This window comes from Vibrio sp. RC2502 (assembly GCF_054850435.1).
On sequence record NZ_CM141453.1, the window covers coordinates 43,112 to 61,211 of the forward strand.

At 47.0% G+C, this 18,100-nt stretch carries 13 protein-coding genes; 7 read left to right on the forward strand and 6 right to left on the reverse strand.

All coding sequences use genetic code 11. The annotated features are described in order from the left end of the window. Positions 1-28: 28 nt before the first annotated feature. Positions 29-754: an HAD family hydrolase gene (locus tag ACYJZR_RS00205; protein ID WP_005496615.1), complete on the reverse strand. Its 726-nt coding sequence runs from the start codon at positions 752-754 to the stop codon at positions 29-31. Between the two features lie 669 nt (positions 755-1,423). Here ACYJZR_RS00205 and ACYJZR_RS00210 point away from each other — a divergent pair. From ACYJZR_RS00210 to ACYJZR_RS00230, 5 genes are all read left to right on the forward strand, one after another. Then, the gene (locus tag ACYJZR_RS00210) at positions 1,424-3,139 is read left to right on the forward strand and encodes an ABC transporter ATP-binding protein (protein ID WP_005455179.1); all 1,716 of its coding nucleotides are present in this window, start codon (positions 1,424-1,426) and stop codon (positions 3,137-3,139) included. Positions 3,140-3,231: 92 nt separating this feature from the next. After that, a complete protein-coding gene (locus ACYJZR_RS00215; RefSeq protein WP_005478744.1) occupies positions 3,232-4,785 on the forward strand; it encodes an ABC transporter substrate-binding protein in 1,554 nt (517 codons plus the stop codon). A 175-nt stretch (positions 4,786-4,960) separates the two neighbouring features. Then, the gene (locus ACYJZR_RS00220; RefSeq protein ID WP_005455219.1) at positions 4,961-5,938 is read left to right on the forward strand and encodes an ABC transporter permease; all 978 of its coding nucleotides are present in this window, start codon (positions 4,961-4,963) and stop codon (positions 5,936-5,938) included. Positions 5,939-5,940: 2 nt separating this feature from the next. Then, positions 5,941-6,897, forward strand: coding sequence for an ABC transporter permease (locus ACYJZR_RS00225; protein WP_005455202.1), 957 nt, complete (start codon positions 5,941-5,943; stop codon positions 6,895-6,897). 156 nt (positions 6,898-7,053) lie between these two features. Beyond that, positions 7,054-8,058: an SPOR domain-containing protein gene (locus ACYJZR_RS00230; protein ID WP_406966239.1), complete on the forward strand. Its 1,005-nt coding sequence runs from the start codon at positions 7,054-7,056 to the stop codon at positions 8,056-8,058. Between the two features lie 237 nt (positions 8,059-8,295). On the opposite strand, the gene ACYJZR_RS00235 is transcribed toward ACYJZR_RS00230, so the two are convergent. The 5 genes from ACYJZR_RS00235 to ACYJZR_RS00255 form a co-directional block, all read right to left on the reverse strand. Beyond that, entirely contained in the window at positions 8,296-10,617 is a 2,322-nt protein-coding gene (locus ACYJZR_RS00235; protein WP_229619486.1) for an acid phosphatase, read from the reverse strand. Positions 10,618-10,852: 235 nt separating this feature from the next. Then, the gene (locus ACYJZR_RS00240; protein ID WP_406966240.1) at positions 10,853-12,454 is read right to left on the reverse strand and encodes a hypothetical protein; all 1,602 of its coding nucleotides are present in this window, start codon (positions 12,452-12,454) and stop codon (positions 10,853-10,855) included. Positions 12,455-12,457: 3 nt separating this feature from the next. After that, on the reverse strand, positions 12,458-13,030 hold the full coding sequence (locus ACYJZR_RS00245) for a sigma-70 family RNA polymerase sigma factor (RefSeq protein ID WP_005455178.1): 573 nt from the start codon (positions 13,028-13,030) through the stop codon (positions 12,458-12,460). A gap of 2 nt (positions 13,031-13,032) precedes the next feature. Continuing rightward, entirely contained in the window at positions 13,033-14,505 is a 1,473-nt protein-coding gene (locus ACYJZR_RS00250; RefSeq protein ID WP_406966241.1) for a chromosome partitioning protein ParA, read from the reverse strand. A gap of 13 nt (positions 14,506-14,518) precedes the next feature. Beyond that, positions 14,519-15,871, reverse strand: coding sequence for a serine/threonine-protein kinase (locus tag ACYJZR_RS00255; RefSeq protein ID WP_406966242.1), 1,353 nt, complete (start codon positions 15,869-15,871; stop codon positions 14,519-14,521). 219 nt (positions 15,872-16,090) lie between these two features. On the opposite strand from ACYJZR_RS00255, the gene ACYJZR_RS00260 reads away from it, so the two are divergent. Both ACYJZR_RS00260 and ACYJZR_RS00265 read left to right on the forward strand, forming a co-directional pair. Beyond that, on the forward strand, positions 16,091-17,098 hold the full coding sequence (locus tag ACYJZR_RS00260; protein ID WP_005496635.1) for a substrate-binding domain-containing protein: 1,008 nt from the start codon (positions 16,091-16,093) through the stop codon (positions 17,096-17,098). A 55-nt stretch (positions 17,099-17,153) separates the two neighbouring features. Then, the gene (locus tag ACYJZR_RS00265; protein ID WP_005455215.1) at positions 17,154-18,089 is read left to right on the forward strand and encodes a LysR family transcriptional regulator; all 936 of its coding nucleotides are present in this window, start codon (positions 17,154-17,156) and stop codon (positions 18,087-18,089) included. The last annotated feature ends 11 nt before the right edge of the window (positions 18,090-18,100 follow it).

Genomic DNA, 18,100 nt, shown 5'->3' on the forward strand with positions numbered 1-18,100 from the left:
GGGTTGTGATTTTCTTAATCCGCTGTTGTTATTGGGCGAGTGTTTTCAGGATTTCTTTTAGCTCGACGGTTTCTCGGATTTCAAAGTTCGGCGTTATCTCTGTTGGATTACTTGCGCCAGTCGCATTCACCCACACACTCAAAATACCCATGTTGTTTGCGCCTGCGATGTCTGCCGCTAGAGAGTCACCGATGTGTAAGGCTTCTTCTGGTTTGATGTCGACAAGATTCAAGGCTTTTTGGAATATGCTGGCCGCTGGTTTTTCTTCTGGCTCTTCGCCACCCACAATAATATGGTCCACCCATTCATCCATTTGTGTTGCTTTCAATTTGGGGTGCTGCGAGAAAATTGGACCGTTAGTGATCACTACGAGTTTGTAGTGCTTACGTAGATCCGTCAGCATTTCTTTTACGCCAGGGAAGAAAGTGAACGCGCCCATACGTGCTGAATCAAAATAGTGTTGTGCTTGCTGAGCTTGCTCTGCATCGATGTGGATGCCGTTCTCTGCCAAAATCGTTTGGATCAGACCACAGCGAAAAGCATTTTCGTCTGGAAGAAGAGCAACCAGCTGAGGAAACTCTGCGTTGAGCTTTTTATATACCCCTTGCAAGTAGCGTTGTAAGAATGCTTGAGGATCAGAGACTTGGGGATACGTTTGTTGAATCCAGGCAGCAAATTTTTGCCCTGCAGCTTTGTCTGCTTGGGATGTGCCACATAACGTCTCGTCCATATCAAAAAAAATCGCTTTAAGCACAGGGGCTCCTTTCATTCACTACTTAGTCACTGGCGTCGAAAGCCTATTATCCCACTCTAAATCGCATCGTAAAGAGGCAATCCGTCAGCAAATTGTGCAGTTTCGTTTACGCTTAAGTGATGCTGTTCTTTTGGCTTAATCATTAAACCGCATAACGGGCGCATAATCGCAACTTTGAGGAGGTTTCCTCTGTTTTGTTGTGGTGCTCACGTTTTAGCCTTAGGTGAAGCCAGTTAACTTTGGTTTTTTATGTTTGCCGACTATTTTGTTAGTAACATTTTATGCCGAAAAATTGCTTTTGGTACGATATATTGTTTGGTAAATGTTAATAATCACACATGAATAGTGCGGTTATAGTGTGAGGTGATGTTGTGCCTATATTTAGAGCATTTTTCTAGTTTTAATGGTGCATGGCGCACAAAAATGGGGTGATATGAAAGTGGTTAAATACTTGTTAATGCATTTTTATTCGCTCATTGTGCGTGTATTCAATGTTTTTACGGCTGAATATACTTTAATTGTTGCTTTTTTGTGTGATTTTTGCCAAATTGTTTCCGCATTAAGATTTCAGAGTATTATTCTGAATTTGAACGGATTCATTCAGGTGATGAATGGCACGGGCTTTCCCAGTGCGATTCGATACCACAGACAAGGCAGTAGAGGTCTGAAATGTCACTATTAGAGGTGAAAAACCTTCGTATTGAGTATCCATCCCGACACGGCGTTCACGCGGCCGTGAAATCACTTTCGTTTAATATTGAACGAGGTGAAATCGTGGGTGTTGTTGGCGAATCCGGTGCGGGTAAGTCCACCGTTGGTAACGCCGTTATCGATTTGCTGAGCCCTCCGGGACGCGTTGCCAGTGGCGATGTCTTTTTGGATGGTGAAAAAATCTCTGGCTTAACACCAGAAGCGATGCGTAAGGTGCGTGGCTCGAAGATTGGTTTTATCTTCCAAGACCCTATGACCTCTCTTAACCCTTTGTTTACGGTTGAGCAGCAGCTAAAAGAAACCATTCATGCCAACATGAAAGTGTCTGACGACGAGGCGTATCAACGCGCGTTGTCTCTGATGCAGCAAGTCGGCATCCCTCAGCCTGAAAACCGTCTTAAACAGTATCCTCACCAGTTTTCTGGTGGTATGCGTCAGCGTGTGGTTATCGCGATCGCTTTGGCTGGTGAGCCAGATCTGATCATCGCCGATGAGCCAACCACGGCACTGGACGTATCAATCCAAGACCAAATCCTGAATCTTATCCGTGAGTTGTGTATCCAGAACAATGTTGGTTGTATGTTGGTTACGCACGACATGGGGGTGGTTTCAAACGTTACAGACCGCGTGGCGGTAATGTACCGTGGCGATCTTGTTGAGTTTGGGCCAACGGCAAAAGTGTTGGGCAACCCAGATCATCCATACACGCGCAGCTTGATTTCGGCGGTTCCTCGCTCAGACAGAAAGCTCGACCGTTTCCCTCTGGTGAGTTACATCGAAGAAGCGACAGAAATGAAGTCGCTAGACATTAAGAATCACTGGCTGGGTCAAAGCCAAGATCAGCGTGAGTACACTGGCCCGTTGTTGGATGTAAAAAACGTCAACCTAAGGTTTGTGACTAAGGACTCTTTGTTTGAAAGCCGCCGTGAGTACGTGCAGGCATCGAACAATGTGAGTTTTGAGGTGCACGAAGGTGAGACGTTTGGTCTGGTGGGTGAGTCAGGTTCGGGTAAGTCGACCATCGCGCGCGTGATTGCTGGCTTGTATGAGCCAAACTCTGGCCAAGTGAAATTTGAAGGCATCGATCTCACGGCGATGAAGTCGGAAAAAGAGCGTCGTCCGATGCGACGTCAAATGCAGATGGTGTTCCAAAATCCATACACGTCTATGAACCCTCGTATGAAGGTGGCAGACATTATTGCCGAGCCAATTCGTTTCCATAAACTCACCAAAAATGAAGCAGAAACACGTCAAATCGTGAATGATTTGCTTGATCATGTTGGTTTAGGTCGCATGGCTGGCGTGAAATATCCTCATGAATTCTCTGGTGGTCAGCGTCAGCGTATTTCGATTGCGCGCGCTCTGGCAACTCGTCCTCGACTTTTGATTTGTGATGAACCGACATCAGCGTTGGATGTGTCGGTACAGGCACAAATTCTGAACTTGCTAAAAGATCTGCAAAGTGAACTGAACCTAACGATGTTGTTTATCAGTCACGATTTACCGGTGATTCGTCAGATGTGTGACCGAGTAGGTGTAATGCAGATGGGCACGTTATTGGAAGTCGCGCCTACCGAGCAGCTCTTTACTGCTCCACAGCACGAATACAGCAAAAAATTGATCTCTCTAATGCCTGAATTTACGGGCTTGCGAGAAGAAATCAAAACGGCATAAACCAAGTATTTCGCTTGGCTGATCTTTAGTCATTATAAAGACGCAAACACAATAACAAGGGATCCGGATCCCCGCATGAAGGAGTTATGCAAATGAAAACCATGAAAAGCAAATTAGCAGTGGCGCTAATGGCTGCGGGCCTTAGTTTTAATGCGCTAGCAGCAGATATTAAAGTTGGCTACGCTGCTGACCCAGTATCGCTTGACCCGCATGAGCAATTGTCTGGCGGTACACTGCAAATGTCACACATGGTATTTGACCCTCTAGTTCGTTTCACTCAAACAATGGACTTCGAACCTCGTCTAGCAGAAAGCTGGGAACGTGTTAACGACACAACGGTACGCTTCAAACTGCGTGAAGGCGTGAAGTTCCACTCTGGTAACTCGCTAACAGCGGATGATGTGGTGTGGACATTTGAGCGTCTACAAAGCTCTCCAGACTTTAAAGCGATCTTCGACCCGTACGAGAAAATCGTAAAAGTGGATGACTACACGTTCGATTTGGTTACTAAAGGTCCATACCCACTTGTTCTGCAAACGGCGACGTACATCTTCCCTATGGACAGCAAGTTCTACTCAGGTAAGACAGAAGACGGCAAAGACAAGTCTGAACTAGTGAAGCACGGTAACTCATTTGCATCGACTCACGTTTCCGGTACTGGCCCATTCATCGTGACATCACGTGAACAAGGCGTAAAAGTGGAATTTGAACGCTTCAAAGATTACTGGGATAAAGCGTCGAAAGGTAACGTTGATAAGCTAACGCTAGTACCAATCAAAGAAGACGCGACTCGTGTGGCTGCGCTTCTTTCTGGTGGCGTCGATATGATTCACCCAGTAGCGCCAAACGATCACCAACGTGTGAAAGATGCGAAAGGCATCGATCTCGTGACACTACCTGGTACGCGAATCATCACGTTCCAAATGAACCAAAACAGCAATGAAGCGTTGAAAGACGTGCGCGTTCGTCAAGCTATCGTGCATGCGATCAACAACGAAGGCATCGTGAAGAAAATCATGAAAGGTTTCGCGACAGCTGCTGGTCAGCAAAGCCCTGCGGGTTACGTTGGTCACAACGAAAAACTGGTTCCTCGCTACGATCTGAAGAAAGCTAAAGAGCTGATGAAAGAAGCGGGCTACGAGAACGGCTTTGCCCTAACTATGATTGCGCCAAACAACCGTTACGTGAACGATGCAAAAGTTGCACAGGCTGCGGCGGCAATGTTGTCTAAGATTGGTATTAAGGTTGATCTGAAAACCATGCCAAAAGCGCAATACTGGCCAGAGTTTGATAAATGTGCGGGTGACATGCTGATGATCGGTTGGCACTCAGACACTGAAGACTCTGCGAACTTCAACGAGTTCCTAACAATGACTCGTAACGAAGAGACAGGTCGTGGTCAGTACAACTGTGGTTACTACTCAAACCCAGAAATGGACAAAATTGTAGAAGCAGCGAACGTGGAAACGGATCCAGCGAAACGTGCAGAAATGCTAAAAGGCGTTGAAGCGACGCTTTACAACGACGCAGCATTTGTACCGCTACACTGGCAAAGTGAAGCATGGGGCGCGAAGTCTAACGTGAAAGCAGCAGACATTGTGAACCCAATGGTTATGCCTTACTTCGGTGACCTAGTGGTTGAATAATCACATGATGTAGTTAGAAGGAGGGGACGTATTCCCTCCTTCATGAGCTTCTCTCAAGGAATGCTTGATGAGGCTCATCACTCAGCTCAGTTTTGTTTCAGTCGGATTGAGCGAGTTTTACAGACTGAATTTTCTCTCTAAATTTAGAGATCTATGGATAGTTAAGGGGCAAGGAATGTTTTCGTTTCTGGTCAAGCGCCTGTTTCAGGCACTGATAGTGATGTTTGTGATCAGTTTGGTGGCGTTTGCCATTCAGGACAACCTGGGTGACCCGCTGCGTGAGCTTGTAGGTCAGTCGGTTTCAGAGTCGGAGCGTCAAGCGCTGCGTGATGAACTGGGCCTGAACGATCCCTTTATCACAAAGTACACTCGCTTTGTCGGTAATGCACTGCAAGGTGATTTAGGTACGTCTTACTTTTTCAAGCGCCCAGCGGTTGAGGTTATTCTTGATAAGCTGGTGGCGACACTAGAGCTCGTATTTGGCGCGACGCTCATCATTATTGTTTTATCGATACCACTTGGGGTGTACTCCGCGATTCACCCGAAAAGTATCTTCACCAAATTTGTCATGGCGATGAGTAGCGTCGGCATCTCGATTCCGGTCTTCCTGACGGCGATCATGCTGATGTACGTCTTCTCCATAGAGCTTGGTTGGCTGCCTTCCTACGGACGGGGCGAGACCGTCAACGTGCTCGGTTGGGAATCTGGCTTCTTTACCATTGATGGCATCAAGCACCTGATCTTGCCGTGTATTGCGCTGGCATCGATCATGTTGCCGTTGTTTATCCGTCTGGTTCGTTCAGAAATGCTGGAAGTACTGAGTTCGGAATACATCAAGTTCGCTAAGGCTAAAGGACTGAACTTACAAAAGATTTATTACCAACATGCACTTAAGAACACCATGCTACCGGTACTGACGGTAGGTGGCGTGCAAATTGGTACCATGGTGGCCTACACCATCCTCACAGAAACCGTGTTCCAATGGCCGGGCACTGGCTTCCTTTTCCTAGAGGCGATTAACCGTGTTGATACACCGCTAATCACAGCCTACGTAATCTTTGTTGGTCTGATCTTCGTGGTAACCAATACCATCGTTGACTTGCTGTACGGCATCATCAACCCAACTGTGAACCTAACTGGAAAAGGAGCTTAATCATGAGCCAAACCAATACTCCTGCTGCTCCTTCAGCCGTTCCATCTGCGTGGGAGCGCTTTAAAAACTCGGATTTCTTGTACTACTTCAAGCGCGACAAAGTGGCGATGGCGAGTTTTACGGTGTTTTTGATGTTCTTGGTGCTAGCACTGGCGGCGCCAATTCTGGCACCGACTGACCCGTATGATCTGACATCTATCGATATCATGGATTCAGAATTACCACCATCTTGGATGGACGGCGGTGAAGAACGCTTTGTGCTCGGTACGGATGAGCAAGGCCGTGATATTTTATCGACCATTCTTTACGGCTCTCGTTTGTCGCTGACGATCGGTTTTCTAGCGGTCGGTCTACAGCTTGTACTGGGCATCATCATTGGTTTGTCGGCAGGCTACTTCGGCGGTCGTATCGATAGCTTCTTGATGCGTTTTGCAGATGTGCAGTTGTCGTTTTCAACCATGATGGTAGCGATCATCGTCTCGGCCATTTTCAAAGCCAGCTTTGGCAGCGATTTTTACAGCCAATACGCGGTCGTGATGCTGGTGGTGATCATTGGTGTGGCTGAATGGCCACAGTACGCGCGTACGATTCGTGCATCGGTACTGGCAGAGAAGAAGAAAGAATATGTAGAAGCGGCACGTGTGATGGGCTTTAAAGCTCCGCGCATCATGTTCCGCCATATTTTGCCGAACTGTTTGTCACCAATCTTGGTTATCTCAACCGTTCAGGTGGCCAACGCCATCATGTCGGAAGCGGCGCTGTCGTTCCTAGGCTTGGGTCTGCCTGTTGACCAACCATCTTTGGGCGCGTTGATCAGCATCGGCTTTAACTACATCTTCTCTGGTGCTTGGTGGATTACAGCCTTCCCAGGTATTGTGCTAGTTACTTTGGTACTGGTTATTAACCTTCTGGGTGACTGGTTACGCGATGTATTTAACCCGAAACTGTACAAAGGTTAAGAATTTAGACATAGAGCATTGTTAAATCGCTCATTTCCTTCCTAAACTGAGAGCCGGATGCAATTCCGGCTCTTTTTTTGCTTGTTATTCTTTATTCACATTTTTTTGGCGCTTTGCCGCCATAATGACCTTACCCACTAGTTCAGAGTGAAGCGTATGGAAATGAAGAAGGCACACCTCTCATCACGCATTGTCCAATCAGGCCTCAGCTTAGGAGGGCTATTGCTGTGCGCCCAATTTTCAGCCCCGGTATTGGCCGATGACTTTCTTTGTCAGGCGACTCAAGCGAGCGACAAAGAACTGCCGATGCTAGAGAAAAGTTGCCCAATCGGTCAGGGTGTTTGGGGAAAGAAAGTGCCGCAAAGAGGCAATGATTTCTATTGGATTCAATGTGGCTTGCTGCCTAAACCAATGCCACTTGCCAAAGCCAAACCCATTTACAGCAAAATCACCACCGATGTTTGGATGAAGCCCGAAGCAAAGGGCTATCGTTGTCTTATTGGGCCTTATACAGAATTTTCTAAAGCGTCTGCTGATTTGCGAGGAGTCAAAACCTTGTCGAACTATCGCGAGGCATTTATTCGTGTGGTTGGCAAAGGGAGTGACAACACCGTGAAGCAAATGCAGCCGTCATCAAAGTCGACTCCTGTCGCCAAACCAAACGTCGCACCGAAGCCTGTTGCGCCAGTCGTGGCCAGTCGTCCAGATACCGAGGCGTTTAAAGCTTCTGCGACAGAAACGACGGCGCAGCCAGTTACGGCAAAAGAGCCGAAATCAAGCACGACAACAAAACCGGTAGCGAAAGCAAAACCAGCACCGAGCGTAAAAGGCAATGGAGAGGTGGAAGTGCGCTTGCGAGCGTCTCTACATGGCAAAACGTATGTCGTGCCTTACCTGTTAGATAATCAGTTTTATATGGAATATGGTAAGCCGTGGAATCGACTCAACTACGAAAGCTCGCAACAGATTTGTCAGCAGTTGGGCATGTCGCTCGCCACGGCGACTGAATTTAAAGCGTTGCGAGATTCTGGTGTGATGGAGAAGAACAAATGGCCGCTGCAATTGCCGTATTGGGGTAAAGATAAGAAAGGCTTGTTTGCCGATCGAGAACCAAATCAGTTAACCGGCACGTCGTTGTTGAATGTGATGTGTGTGAAGTAGCGGTTGTTCATCCTTAATGTATCCACATTTTAGGACGAAACGCGTTTTTCAAAACGAAGAAAGCCCCGCGATGCGGGGCTTTTTGGCGGTCTCAAATATTGTTGCTACTTGAGAGGTGTTTCTTTGTGACAGTTTGAGCAAATGTACACTTCTTTGATACCGACAAATCGTTCCCAGAAGGTTCGACGTCTTCTACGTAAATGCACACTGTCGCAACAAGGGTTGACGATGGTTGCTTTAGTCATCGTCACCTGGCTCCAAAATTGGTAGTGAAGCCGCGATGCTTGTCATTACTTCTTTGTTGTGAGAGTACAGGCCATATTCCGGCGCTGATTCATGACCGTTTTGCTCTTTACTCCAATGAATACCGATGTAGAAATCACCAAAATCACGGTTGATGTAACGATGACGAGTTTTGTAATCTGATTGTGAGCCCGTTTCTTCTAGAATCAGCAGTTCACGACCTTCATCATCCTTGATTTCCCAGTTTCCTGGCGTTTGGAAGCCGGTCGGCATGAACGACGAGTAATTGTAAGTGTCAGCGTCGTATTCGTATGTACCTGAAGAGTATTTCAGGATTTTGTCGTCGTCTTTGCCTTTACTTTCTACCATCAAGTCATGCTCTACCGTGCCATGCTTGATGTGTTCTGCAACCGAAAGTGATTCCGCAAACGGTGTGTTGCTTGAATCCATCCAGAACAGTTCATCATCTGAGATTTTAACGATAATCTGAGTGCCGTTATTCCCGGTTTTGTGCTGGTACAGCATTTCATACTCTTCGCCGTAGCTGTTGTATAGCTTGCCGTCTTTTAGCTCGACGTCTTCACAGTCTTTGTTGTTGTATTCCGCGTAACCGGTTTGTTGGTCAAGATCTGCAAGAATGGCGTAGGCATCGTGTTCCCATGTGTTTTCTAGGACGTCGCTGATGTTCGCTTTGTACTCTTGGTTCATCTCATCGTGGTTTGAACCCCAGCAGAATAGTAGGCCCTCAGAGTCCTGCATCAACATGGCATAGCCAATTTCACCATCTTTTTGTGCAAAGCTACCCATTTTCCATTCTTGACCGTTGAAGTGCGCTTGCGTGAAGCCCAAAGTCGGTACTACTGGTGGTGGCGTAACGCCTTCTTTTACTTCTGGCATGCTGAGTGCAATCTGCACCGCAGTATGACCATCTGTTGCGCTAATGGTAAGTGCTGCACCAGATTCACCAGCTTTTGTCGGTGTGCCTTTAATGGTGATAATCGCATTGCCATCTTCAATTGCTGATAGGCCTTCAATGCCTACGTAGTCCGCTGAGTAGTCGGTGATCTGACCGTCTTTATCTTGGAACAAACCAGAAATATCGAGCGTTTGTTCAAACAGTTCGCCCTGTTGTAGGTACCAGCCATCGACAATGGATTGCAGGCGAGCTTGCTCTGCTTCAACAACCATTGGTGGTAAGTTTGCAGATTCGATTTCGATTTCGAATACTGTGCTCACAGTTGATAGCACATCACCGTTAGAGTTTTTGTCCTGCGCCGTTAGAACAATCTCAAAATCACCGGATTTTTCTACGATAGCGGTTGGGTGTAGAACAATTAGGTTACCAACTTGCTCAACTTCAATGCCTGTGCCCGCTAAATTGTGCGTCAGTTTTGTGCTCACAAGGCTTTGGTCTTTGTCTTTGAAAAGACCTTCGATGTTTAGCTCAACGCCATCAAATGCGGCACCTTTTACGATTTCTGGTAGCTTATCCAATTTATCTTCAGCTGCGTCTTCTACGGTTTCGTTGACGGTTAGCTTGTTGTTGACTAGCGTTTCAGGTGCCAAGTTGTCGCTATTTGGCGTGCTATCAGTGATGACTGGACGTAGGCTTGGGTCATTGATGTTTTCGCCAGACGCGACAAGACGATCCACTTCTTGGTTTGCCGCTTGAGCAAACTCAGTCGCTTTCTTCTCGTAATTTGTTGGGTTTTGCGCTTTAGATTCTGTCAGAATCTGAGCGGTTTTATGTAGTTCGGCGTTTTTTGTCGCACCTTCAACAAAGTCACTGTACAGATCAATCGGAGCTTCCTCTGAGCCTCCCAATGCTTTGTTTACGTTTGCTTTCGCGTCTTCTTCAGTAATTGAAGGGTCTTTTGCCATTTCAATCGCCACAAGGTCCGTGATAGGTGAGATCACGTTAGACGATGATGGTGCGCGGAATACGATTTCGTGCGCCATAGCTTGGCTTGGGTGGTCCATATCTACGGTGTAGGTGCCAGCGTATTTCTTGGCATCCAAGGCGATAAGTTGTTTCTGTTTCGCACCGTTTGGAACGAGAGTTTGCAGTGCTAAGGTTTTTTCTGGTTTAGCGGCCAGTGTAAGCTGACCTTTCTCATCGGTCAGACCAAGAATAGATTCTTGAGTGTCCCATTGACCGTTGTTGTTCGTGTCTTCAAAAACAACTGCATTTTTGAAGTAGCCGTCAAAACCTGTGATCACAACACCGTTGCTTGCACTGCTTGAACCGCTATCTGAACCGCCACAGCCTGTAAGAGCGATAGCCACTGACGCTGCTAATAAACTCACCTTATTCATTATTCATTTGTCCTTGTTCGTTTCCGAATGAGAAAGTCGCTTTTTTTATTGTTGTTTTTCTTAAATCTCACTAGTGAGATTTAAGAAAGTTGTGTCTTTTTAATCACTATTGAGTAAGTGTTCAAGACACGAAAAACCGCATAAAACCCGTAAAATTTATTTGAGTTTTTTGTCGATGAGGAAGGAAATGAGACTTTGATCACGGTTCCACTTTTTGTTTTTAGTGATTTAATGGTCAAAATAACATTATGTATTTTAAGTGGTTATTTTTTTTGCTTGAGCGTAACGGCTTTGGGCTGTGATAAATCATATTGATTTTAAATTCTTCAACGCGATCAGCCAGTTCAGGCTTTGGACGCAAAATGTAGCTGTACACCTCGCCATCAAGTAGTTCGTCGTAAGGCGAGTAGCTCAGATCAAATGCTAACGATTGTTGTCTGGTCGTGGGGTTACTAATGTATTCGTAGCAGTCAATTAGGTAAGTCGGATCGTAGGGGTTAGGATCGGAGATGATGTCAACCTGATAGTCTCCTTGACCAGCAATGACATGGCTGCCGTACCAGATGGCGACATCAGCACAATACAAGTTTGGATTGTAAGTGCGTAAGTTGAGATCGGAATCGATGCTTTCACCATGAGGCCCAATGACTTGAGTTCCATGGTGATAAATATAATTGCCAATTTCAGCCACGAGATAATCGCCGTTTGGGCGAGGTAGCAAATAGTCAAAAAAGGATATCTGGTATAAATATCGTCCTGTCGGTGCGTTGATGCGTTTTTCCATCGATTGCTTGTTCTTTTGCATGGTATAGCTTTCGAATTGTTTGCCATCAAACACGGTGGTGAAATAGTTCTGAGTCTCTTTATGAACCTGAGATGGGTACACCTTTTTGGTGGTCCAGATTTGACGAGCACCATTTGCGCTAACAATCAACGAGTCATCACTGATTTTGTAATGGCCCACTTTTTTTAGTGCTCCCTTTTCTGGGCATAAGCGCTTGTTGTTGGAGGCGGCAAAGTACACTTCTTCGTTTTCAAACTGAAACGCTTCGCAATACACCACTTCATACGCGTACGCGATACCGCCAAGGTTTTGTGTGGTTTCTAGGCGATACACAATGTCACCGACCAAAGGATGGTCGGTGTTGTTTTGCTCTTCTTTAACGACTGGCAATTCAAAACGGGTCGTGACCCAGGCGTAATCTTCTTCACCATGATGATTGTCACGAGCTGCCACGGCTAAGTAAGTGGTTTGGTCGATTTCTTCTGGCGCACCTTGTACCACGATTTGACCTTGGTTGAGCACCTGAAGACCATTGGCGTTTTCTAACCAGATCCGAGTGGTGAGCAGGTCACCATCGGGGTCTTCAAACAATTGGTTCAGACTTAACGAATTGCTGATCGGCTTGTTTTGCGTCAGCTCCCAACCATAAATGATGGTTTGCAGTTGCTGTTCGACCGATAGATTGATGATGGGTTTGCTGTTGTTCGCCGCATCAACCTTGGGTTGTGGTGTCACCGCCGTCAGATCGTAAGGGTAGTAACCATCAAACGTATCGAAAGGGTTCTCGGCGACGTTTTGTTGATCGAATGGGGTGGCATTAAGCACAGCATCTAAATCGAGAGAGCTCGAGCCATCCAACGCCGATGTTGTGAGCGCCTGCTTCACCTCAATTAACGACGTACGTTCACCATAGTGATGTTGGCTTTTTCTTTTATCGACAGGAGAGCTATTTAAAGAGCTGGCCGCAGACGCCATGCTGCTCTCGTCACTTAACAAGTAAACACCCAATAAACCGGCGCCGATAGCGCCGATAATCCACAGTTTCTTGGTCATGATTTATGCGTGTGCCATTCTTGATTGCAGCCAGCTGCGTGAGAACTTGAGGTCTTTTTCGATTAGGCTTGCGCTGCACTCTAGCAGTTCGCTGATCTCCTGGTTCTTCATGCCCATCAGGTATTTGAGTTTTAAGGCGCTCGATTGACGTGGGTAGCGTGTGCTAAAGCTATCTAAGGCTTTGTCCATGATGATCAACTGCTCAAAGCGGTCTTCTTCGTCCTTCATCAACGTGATGTGTTGGCGTTTTTGCGCTTGGTGTGAGCGAGCGTTGTCGATCAATATTTGGCGCATGACTTTAGCGGCCATTAAGAAAAAATCACGCTTGGTCGCGATTTCACTCATGTCGCAGTTTGACATCTTTAGGTAAGCATCATGAATCAATGCGGTGGTGCTGTTGACGCTGTCTGCCAATACCATGTTGTCGGTGCCGTATTTTTCGGCGTTGCGCTCACGTTCTTGTTGGGCGATTTTACGCAGTTGCAAATAGGCGAATTGGTACAGCTCGCTTTCGGCTTGTTTATTACCAGACTGCCACTGCTGAATAATGTGGGTTAGGGCTGAAGTCGTTGCCATGGTTATACCTCCTCGCTCACTTTGACAAATTCAGAAATCGTATGCGTTTCAATATGATCAGAACCATCTCGGTTACGACTAACGTTCTGTTGGTAGCGATACAAAATGCCTTGCTCCCAGTTGGCTCCCGCCGGTAAGTACTCCCAAGTGGTGTAGTTGATTTCTGCCGGAGTGGTTGACCAGCGCACCATGATGTTCATTTGCGCCAAATTGGCTTTCGGTTCGTCATTGTTTACCCACCACATATCGGCAAACCCGCGGGTGACATCTTGGGTGTATAGGCTTGCATCGGTTGGGCAGGTCTCGGCGCTGCGTGGCAATCGCATCACTTGTTGGTGGCGCATTAACAGACACGATTGTGTCATGGATTGCTGGTGGTATTGGGTTTGCTGCCACACGCCGAGGTAGTCGATGTCGTGCTCGCTGGTGTTAGGGTAGGAAAACCACAGCATTTCAGTGCGGTTGCTGTGTTGGATGTGTTTGTTGCGCCCGAGACCTTGTACTTTCTCCATAAAGAGCTCAGTGCTTGGGTCAAAATTCATCGCGACTGAGCGATATTTCCAGTCGCCTTCATCGTCAAAGTCTTCGAGAGAGAAGCCGTTCAAGTCGTTGCGGGTGCATCCTGTGATAGAGCAACCAACAAGGTTAAACCAATCTGCAAACTTGCTAATCGGCTCGACAATATCTTCCGTAATTTGGTGATTCGGTGATATGAAGCAACCTTGAAAATGGTCGCCAACACTCGGGTGTTCAATTAACGAATCTTTGGTGATGGTGAATCGGGTCTCACCAAATGGGGGGCGATATTTGGGGTGATGTTTATAGCGCAGATCGTAGGCACAAGCGCGGCCCTGCCAATCTTTCTTTTTGATCACGATGTTTTTGAACGTGATGCCGCGAGGTTCAAAGATGATCTCATCAGAGGCAAAGTTTTCCTCAATGTACTGCTGGCTTTCGTTCAAGTGATCAATCGCCTCATCGACAGAAACCCAGTCGAGGTTGAGATGTCGTTTAGCGTCATCCAGATAATTGAGATCGAGACTCTTGAGCTGGCTTTGAAAGCGAGGATCAGACAACACACGGTTGGCTAAGACAATTTCCTCACGATTCTCAGGCGTGCTGTCGAGAGAAAGCAGCAGACGCGTCATATTGATGCTGCGGCTGGGTTTGGTTGTCGCCATCGTTGGCGTAAGCACTTCTTGGCTCGATAAGGTTGTCAGCAGATAACCTTTGTCATCGTTACCAAGGAAGAAGCTGATCACATCACCTGGTTGGTAATGAAATGCGCCTTGCTGAGTGACTCCCGTGATATTGGAACTGGTTTTGTAATACAGACCAGTCACTGGAGAGTCGATAAAGTAGCCTTGCTTCAAGGTTGAAGCTGGCGGGTGTGAAGTGGCTGCAGAAGCATCTGCCGCCAAAGTGGACGTAGCCGTCAATGCAGACAGCCAAAATACCACTGAACGTGTATACATCTTGTTTTAAGCCTTATTGGTTGGTGCTGTCCTTAGACGCACAATTTGGCTGACAACTCATTGGTGTAGTTAGGTGCTTCTCTGGCACCGGTGTCATCATCGCCAACAACATTTTTTGTTTTATATGTTTGGGGATATCTGGGTTAGAGAGTATCCGCCTTCGTGTTAGCTCCATCATGGAGTTCACCGAAAGATGTTCGACGTTCTGCCCCTTCGCATGAAAGATGAGGCGAGTCAGTTCGTACATCATATCTTCTGCAATCTTCTTCTCTTGTTGCAGTTGGATATTCTTTTGAATCAATGCATTACCAAATAGCACGCCGGATAAAACCAGAATGGCAGATAATGCTGCAGCCAGCGGACGGCGCTGTACTAAACGCAATACGCTGTACAACGGCCAATGTTTTTTTTGTTCGATTGGGCGCCGCTCAAGCATGCGCTCAATATCAATTCTGAGTGCTCGAACGTCTGAATAGCGCAGTTTTGCGGCAGAGCGTGTCGCGCGTCTAATGACCCAGTAAACATCAGACCAAACGCGCGGTGACGGAAACATCATCGCGAGAATTTTACCCAGAGAGTACACATCGCTTTGTGCCGTCAGAAACTGACCAGTCTGTTGTTCTGGACTGGCAAAGTTTTGGCTAAACGCAATTAATGTGGGTGGGGATTCGCCACCGCTGTTTTGCACTTTCTGCGTCAGGTTGAAATCGAGCAATTTCGGTCGTTTATTCGGGTCAATCAGGATATTTTCAGGCTTGAGATCGGCGTGTAACACTTGGTGGTGATGCGCGTGTTCCATTGCCTGACAAATCTGCTTAAACAGCGTGAGCTTCTCATGGTCTGTCAGTGTGACTTCGGCAAGATAATCATCCAATGTTTGGCCAAACACGCGCTCCATGACGATGTAAACCGAGTCGTCATGCAGGCCGCCGTCAAAGACTTTCGCAATATAAGGGTGATTTAAACGTGCTAGTAGCTGCGCTTCATCGAAAAGTGCCCGTTGTCCGAGCACATTACTTAAATTGCTTTGGATGAATTTGATCGCAAGATCTTGCTCGAAGGTCTCATCTGCACGTTGCGCGGCATAAACGACGCCCATACCACCACGCCCCAACTCATGAGTTAGGCGATACTTACTGATCACTTCGCCACTAAGGTCGATCTCGCTGTTGGTCGCTTGATGAGCGCCAAAGTAAAGCAATTGCGTTAATCGCTCTTCTGGGGCTTCATGGGCTAAAAGGGGCGCGAGTTGAATGTATAGCTCAGGTTGACTCTGTTGCAATTCTTGGAGGTATTGCTGCTTTTGAGAGTCGTCCAGATCAAGAAGATGATAATAAACTTGGGTTTCGCTGGAGCCTAACTGCACAGTGCCTGATATCTTATTGTTTTACGTGCGCTATTTTATAAGAAACTCAATATTAATGTCATTTATTTATTCGTTTTGCGAGTGTTTCTTTAAAAACAACTCTGTAACAATAAGTGCATGATTTTATTGTGGATATTATGTTTGGCTTTTGGTGGCTTGTCGGCATCCTGTGTATTCGTCATAATGTTACATGTAACATTATTGATAAATCACATATTTATGGCTCAACAGAATAAAAAAACACGAACGACATTGCAGGATGTCGCAGACCAAGTTGGCGTAACAAAGATGACGGTTTCGCGCTATATGCGCAATCCAGAATCGGTGGCTGAGAAGACCCGCGTGAAAATTGCCGCGGCAATCGAGGAGATGGGGTACATCGAAAATCGCGCCCCCGCGATGTTGTCTAAGTCTTCCAGCAAAGCCATCGGCATCTTACTTCCTTCTCTGTCCAACCAAATTTTTGCTTCCTTTGTTCAGGGCATAGAGACGGTCACTAAGGCCAACGGCTACGAAACACTACTGGCACACTTTAGCTACGATGAGTTGGAGGAAGAGCGCAAAATCGCCTCTTTGCTTTCCTACCAAGTGGATGGGTTGATTTTGACTGAAAGTCACCACACTCCACGCACGTTGCAGATGATCAAAAACGCTGGCGTTCCGGTGGTCGAAACCATGGAATTGCCGCCACAACCGATTGATATGGCTGTGGGCTTGGATCATGAAGACGCTTCGTACAACGCGGTGAAACGTATGTTGGACGCTGGTAAGCGCACCATTGTTTATTTCGGTGCGCGTTTGGACACGCGTACCAAACTGCGTATGCAAGGTTATGATCGCGCGATGAATGAAGCCGGACTCGAACCCAAACATGTGTTAACTGGCGTGCACTCCAGTTTCTCCCTTGCGCATGATTTGCTTGAACGCGCACTGGAAACGTACCCAACGCTCGACGGGGTGTTCTGTACCAACGATGACATCGCAATTGGTACTATGCTGAGTGCGCAGCAGCGTGGCATTCAAGTCCCGCAGCAATTAGCGGTGGTGGGTTATAACGCCTTGGATATCGGTCAGACCATCAGTCCGAAGCTGACCAGCGTTGATACGCCGCGTTTCCAAATTGGTGTAAAGAGTGCAGAGCTTTTAATTGCGCGTCTGAAAGGTGAAGCGCAAGAAGAAAAAGTGTTTGATATGGGTTATCAGATCACTTCAGGAGAGAGTGTTTAACTCGCAGTTAACCGCTCTTCGTATTCGCTCATCAATGGTATTGGCAGGTTAGGGTATGGCACATCAGCTGGATGCATTGGATCTCAACTTAATGCGTTTATTAAAAGCCGTGGTGGAAAACCGCAGCATCAAGCTGGCCGCAATGCAGCTTGGCATTTCTCAACCGAGCGCCAGCCGCGGCGTAATGAAGCTTAAGCAAGTGTTTGATGACCCGCTATTTGTGCGTAAAGCGCATGGGGTAGAGCCATCTCCCATGGCGATTCGCCTTGCCGCCGAATTCGATAACATGATTGCACCACTGGAAAAAGTGGTGCAAGAGTTTGAAGTATTCGACCCTCAGCAATATCAAGGGCAGATCGCGATTGTAACCGACCCTTATTTGATGGATGAACAAGGGCAGCGATTGCTAACTGGCTGTCATCGAGCGTTCCCTAAAGCGCACTTTGCCTTTTCCAGTTGGAACAGTTATTCGCACGATGAAATGCTCGAAGGTGAGCACGATTACTGCATTCTCGACCAAGAGACCGAACTGTCGAAAGACATTTACATGCGCCCGTTATTCGTTGAAAAACGAGTGATTTTGGCGCGTAAAAACCATCCGACCTTGTCGAAAGTCAGCAATGATTGGGACACGGTCTCTAAACTGCCCCTTGTTTCTTTACCTGCGCCCGCGTCATATAAACCGCTTTGTACCGTGGAGTCCGAGTATCGCCGCATGGGCTATGAGCCCGTGGTGTTATTGAAATCCTATAATTTGCGCGTGGCTTGCCAAATGCTGCAAGAAACCGACGCAATTATGTATGCCAGTCAAAGCTCGGCATTGTTGATGCCGGAACTCGCGTCTTACGCAATGCCACTCGTCAACCGTGAGTTCAGTCAGTTTGTGGTCTCTGGCGGTTTCCTTCAAACCAACCGCAACCATCCTTTGCACAGACACCTGCATAAAGTGGTGCGACAAACCCTCAATACGCCGCTGATTTTTACGCAATGACGTCACTTTAT

Bases quoted from the DNA above. Each gene is read 5' to 3' on its own strand.
- ACYJZR_RS00220 (WP_005455219.1), top strand. From the start codon at position 4,961: ATGTTTTCGTTTCTGGTCAAGCGCCTGTTTCAGGCACTGATAGTGATG.
- ACYJZR_RS00230 (WP_406966239.1), top strand. From the start codon at position 7,054: ATGGAAATGAAGAAGGCACACCTCTCATCACGCATTGTCCAATCAGGC.
- ACYJZR_RS00265 (WP_005455215.1), top strand. From the start codon at position 17,154: ATGGCACATCAGCTGGATGCATTGGATCTCAACTTAATGCGTTTATTA.
- ACYJZR_RS00225 (WP_005455202.1), top strand. From the start codon at position 5,941: ATGAGCCAAACCAATACTCCTGCTGCTCCTTCAGCCGTTCCATCTGCG.
- ACYJZR_RS00210 (WP_005455179.1), top strand. From the start codon at position 1,424: ATGTCACTATTAGAGGTGAAAAACCTTCGTATTGAGTATCCATCCCGA.
- ACYJZR_RS00215 (WP_005478744.1), top strand. From the start codon at position 3,232: ATGAAAACCATGAAAAGCAAATTAGCAGTGGCGCTAATGGCTGCGGGC.
- ACYJZR_RS00245 (WP_005455178.1), bottom strand. From the start codon at position 13,030: ATGGCAACGACTTCAGCCCTAACCCACATTATTCAGCAGTGGCAGTCT.
- ACYJZR_RS00240 (WP_406966240.1), bottom strand. From the start codon at position 12,454: ATGACCAAGAAACTGTGGATTATCGGCGCTATCGGCGCCGGTTTATTG.
- ACYJZR_RS00235 (WP_229619486.1), bottom strand. From the start codon at position 10,617: ATGAATAAGGTGAGTTTATTAGCAGCGTCAGTGGCTATCGCTCTTACA.
- ACYJZR_RS00260 (WP_005496635.1), top strand. From the start codon at position 16,091: ATGGCTCAACAGAATAAAAAAACACGAACGACATTGCAGGATGTCGCA.
- ACYJZR_RS00250 (WP_406966241.1), bottom strand. From the start codon at position 14,505: ATGTATACACGTTCAGTGGTATTTTGGCTGTCTGCATTGACGGCTACG.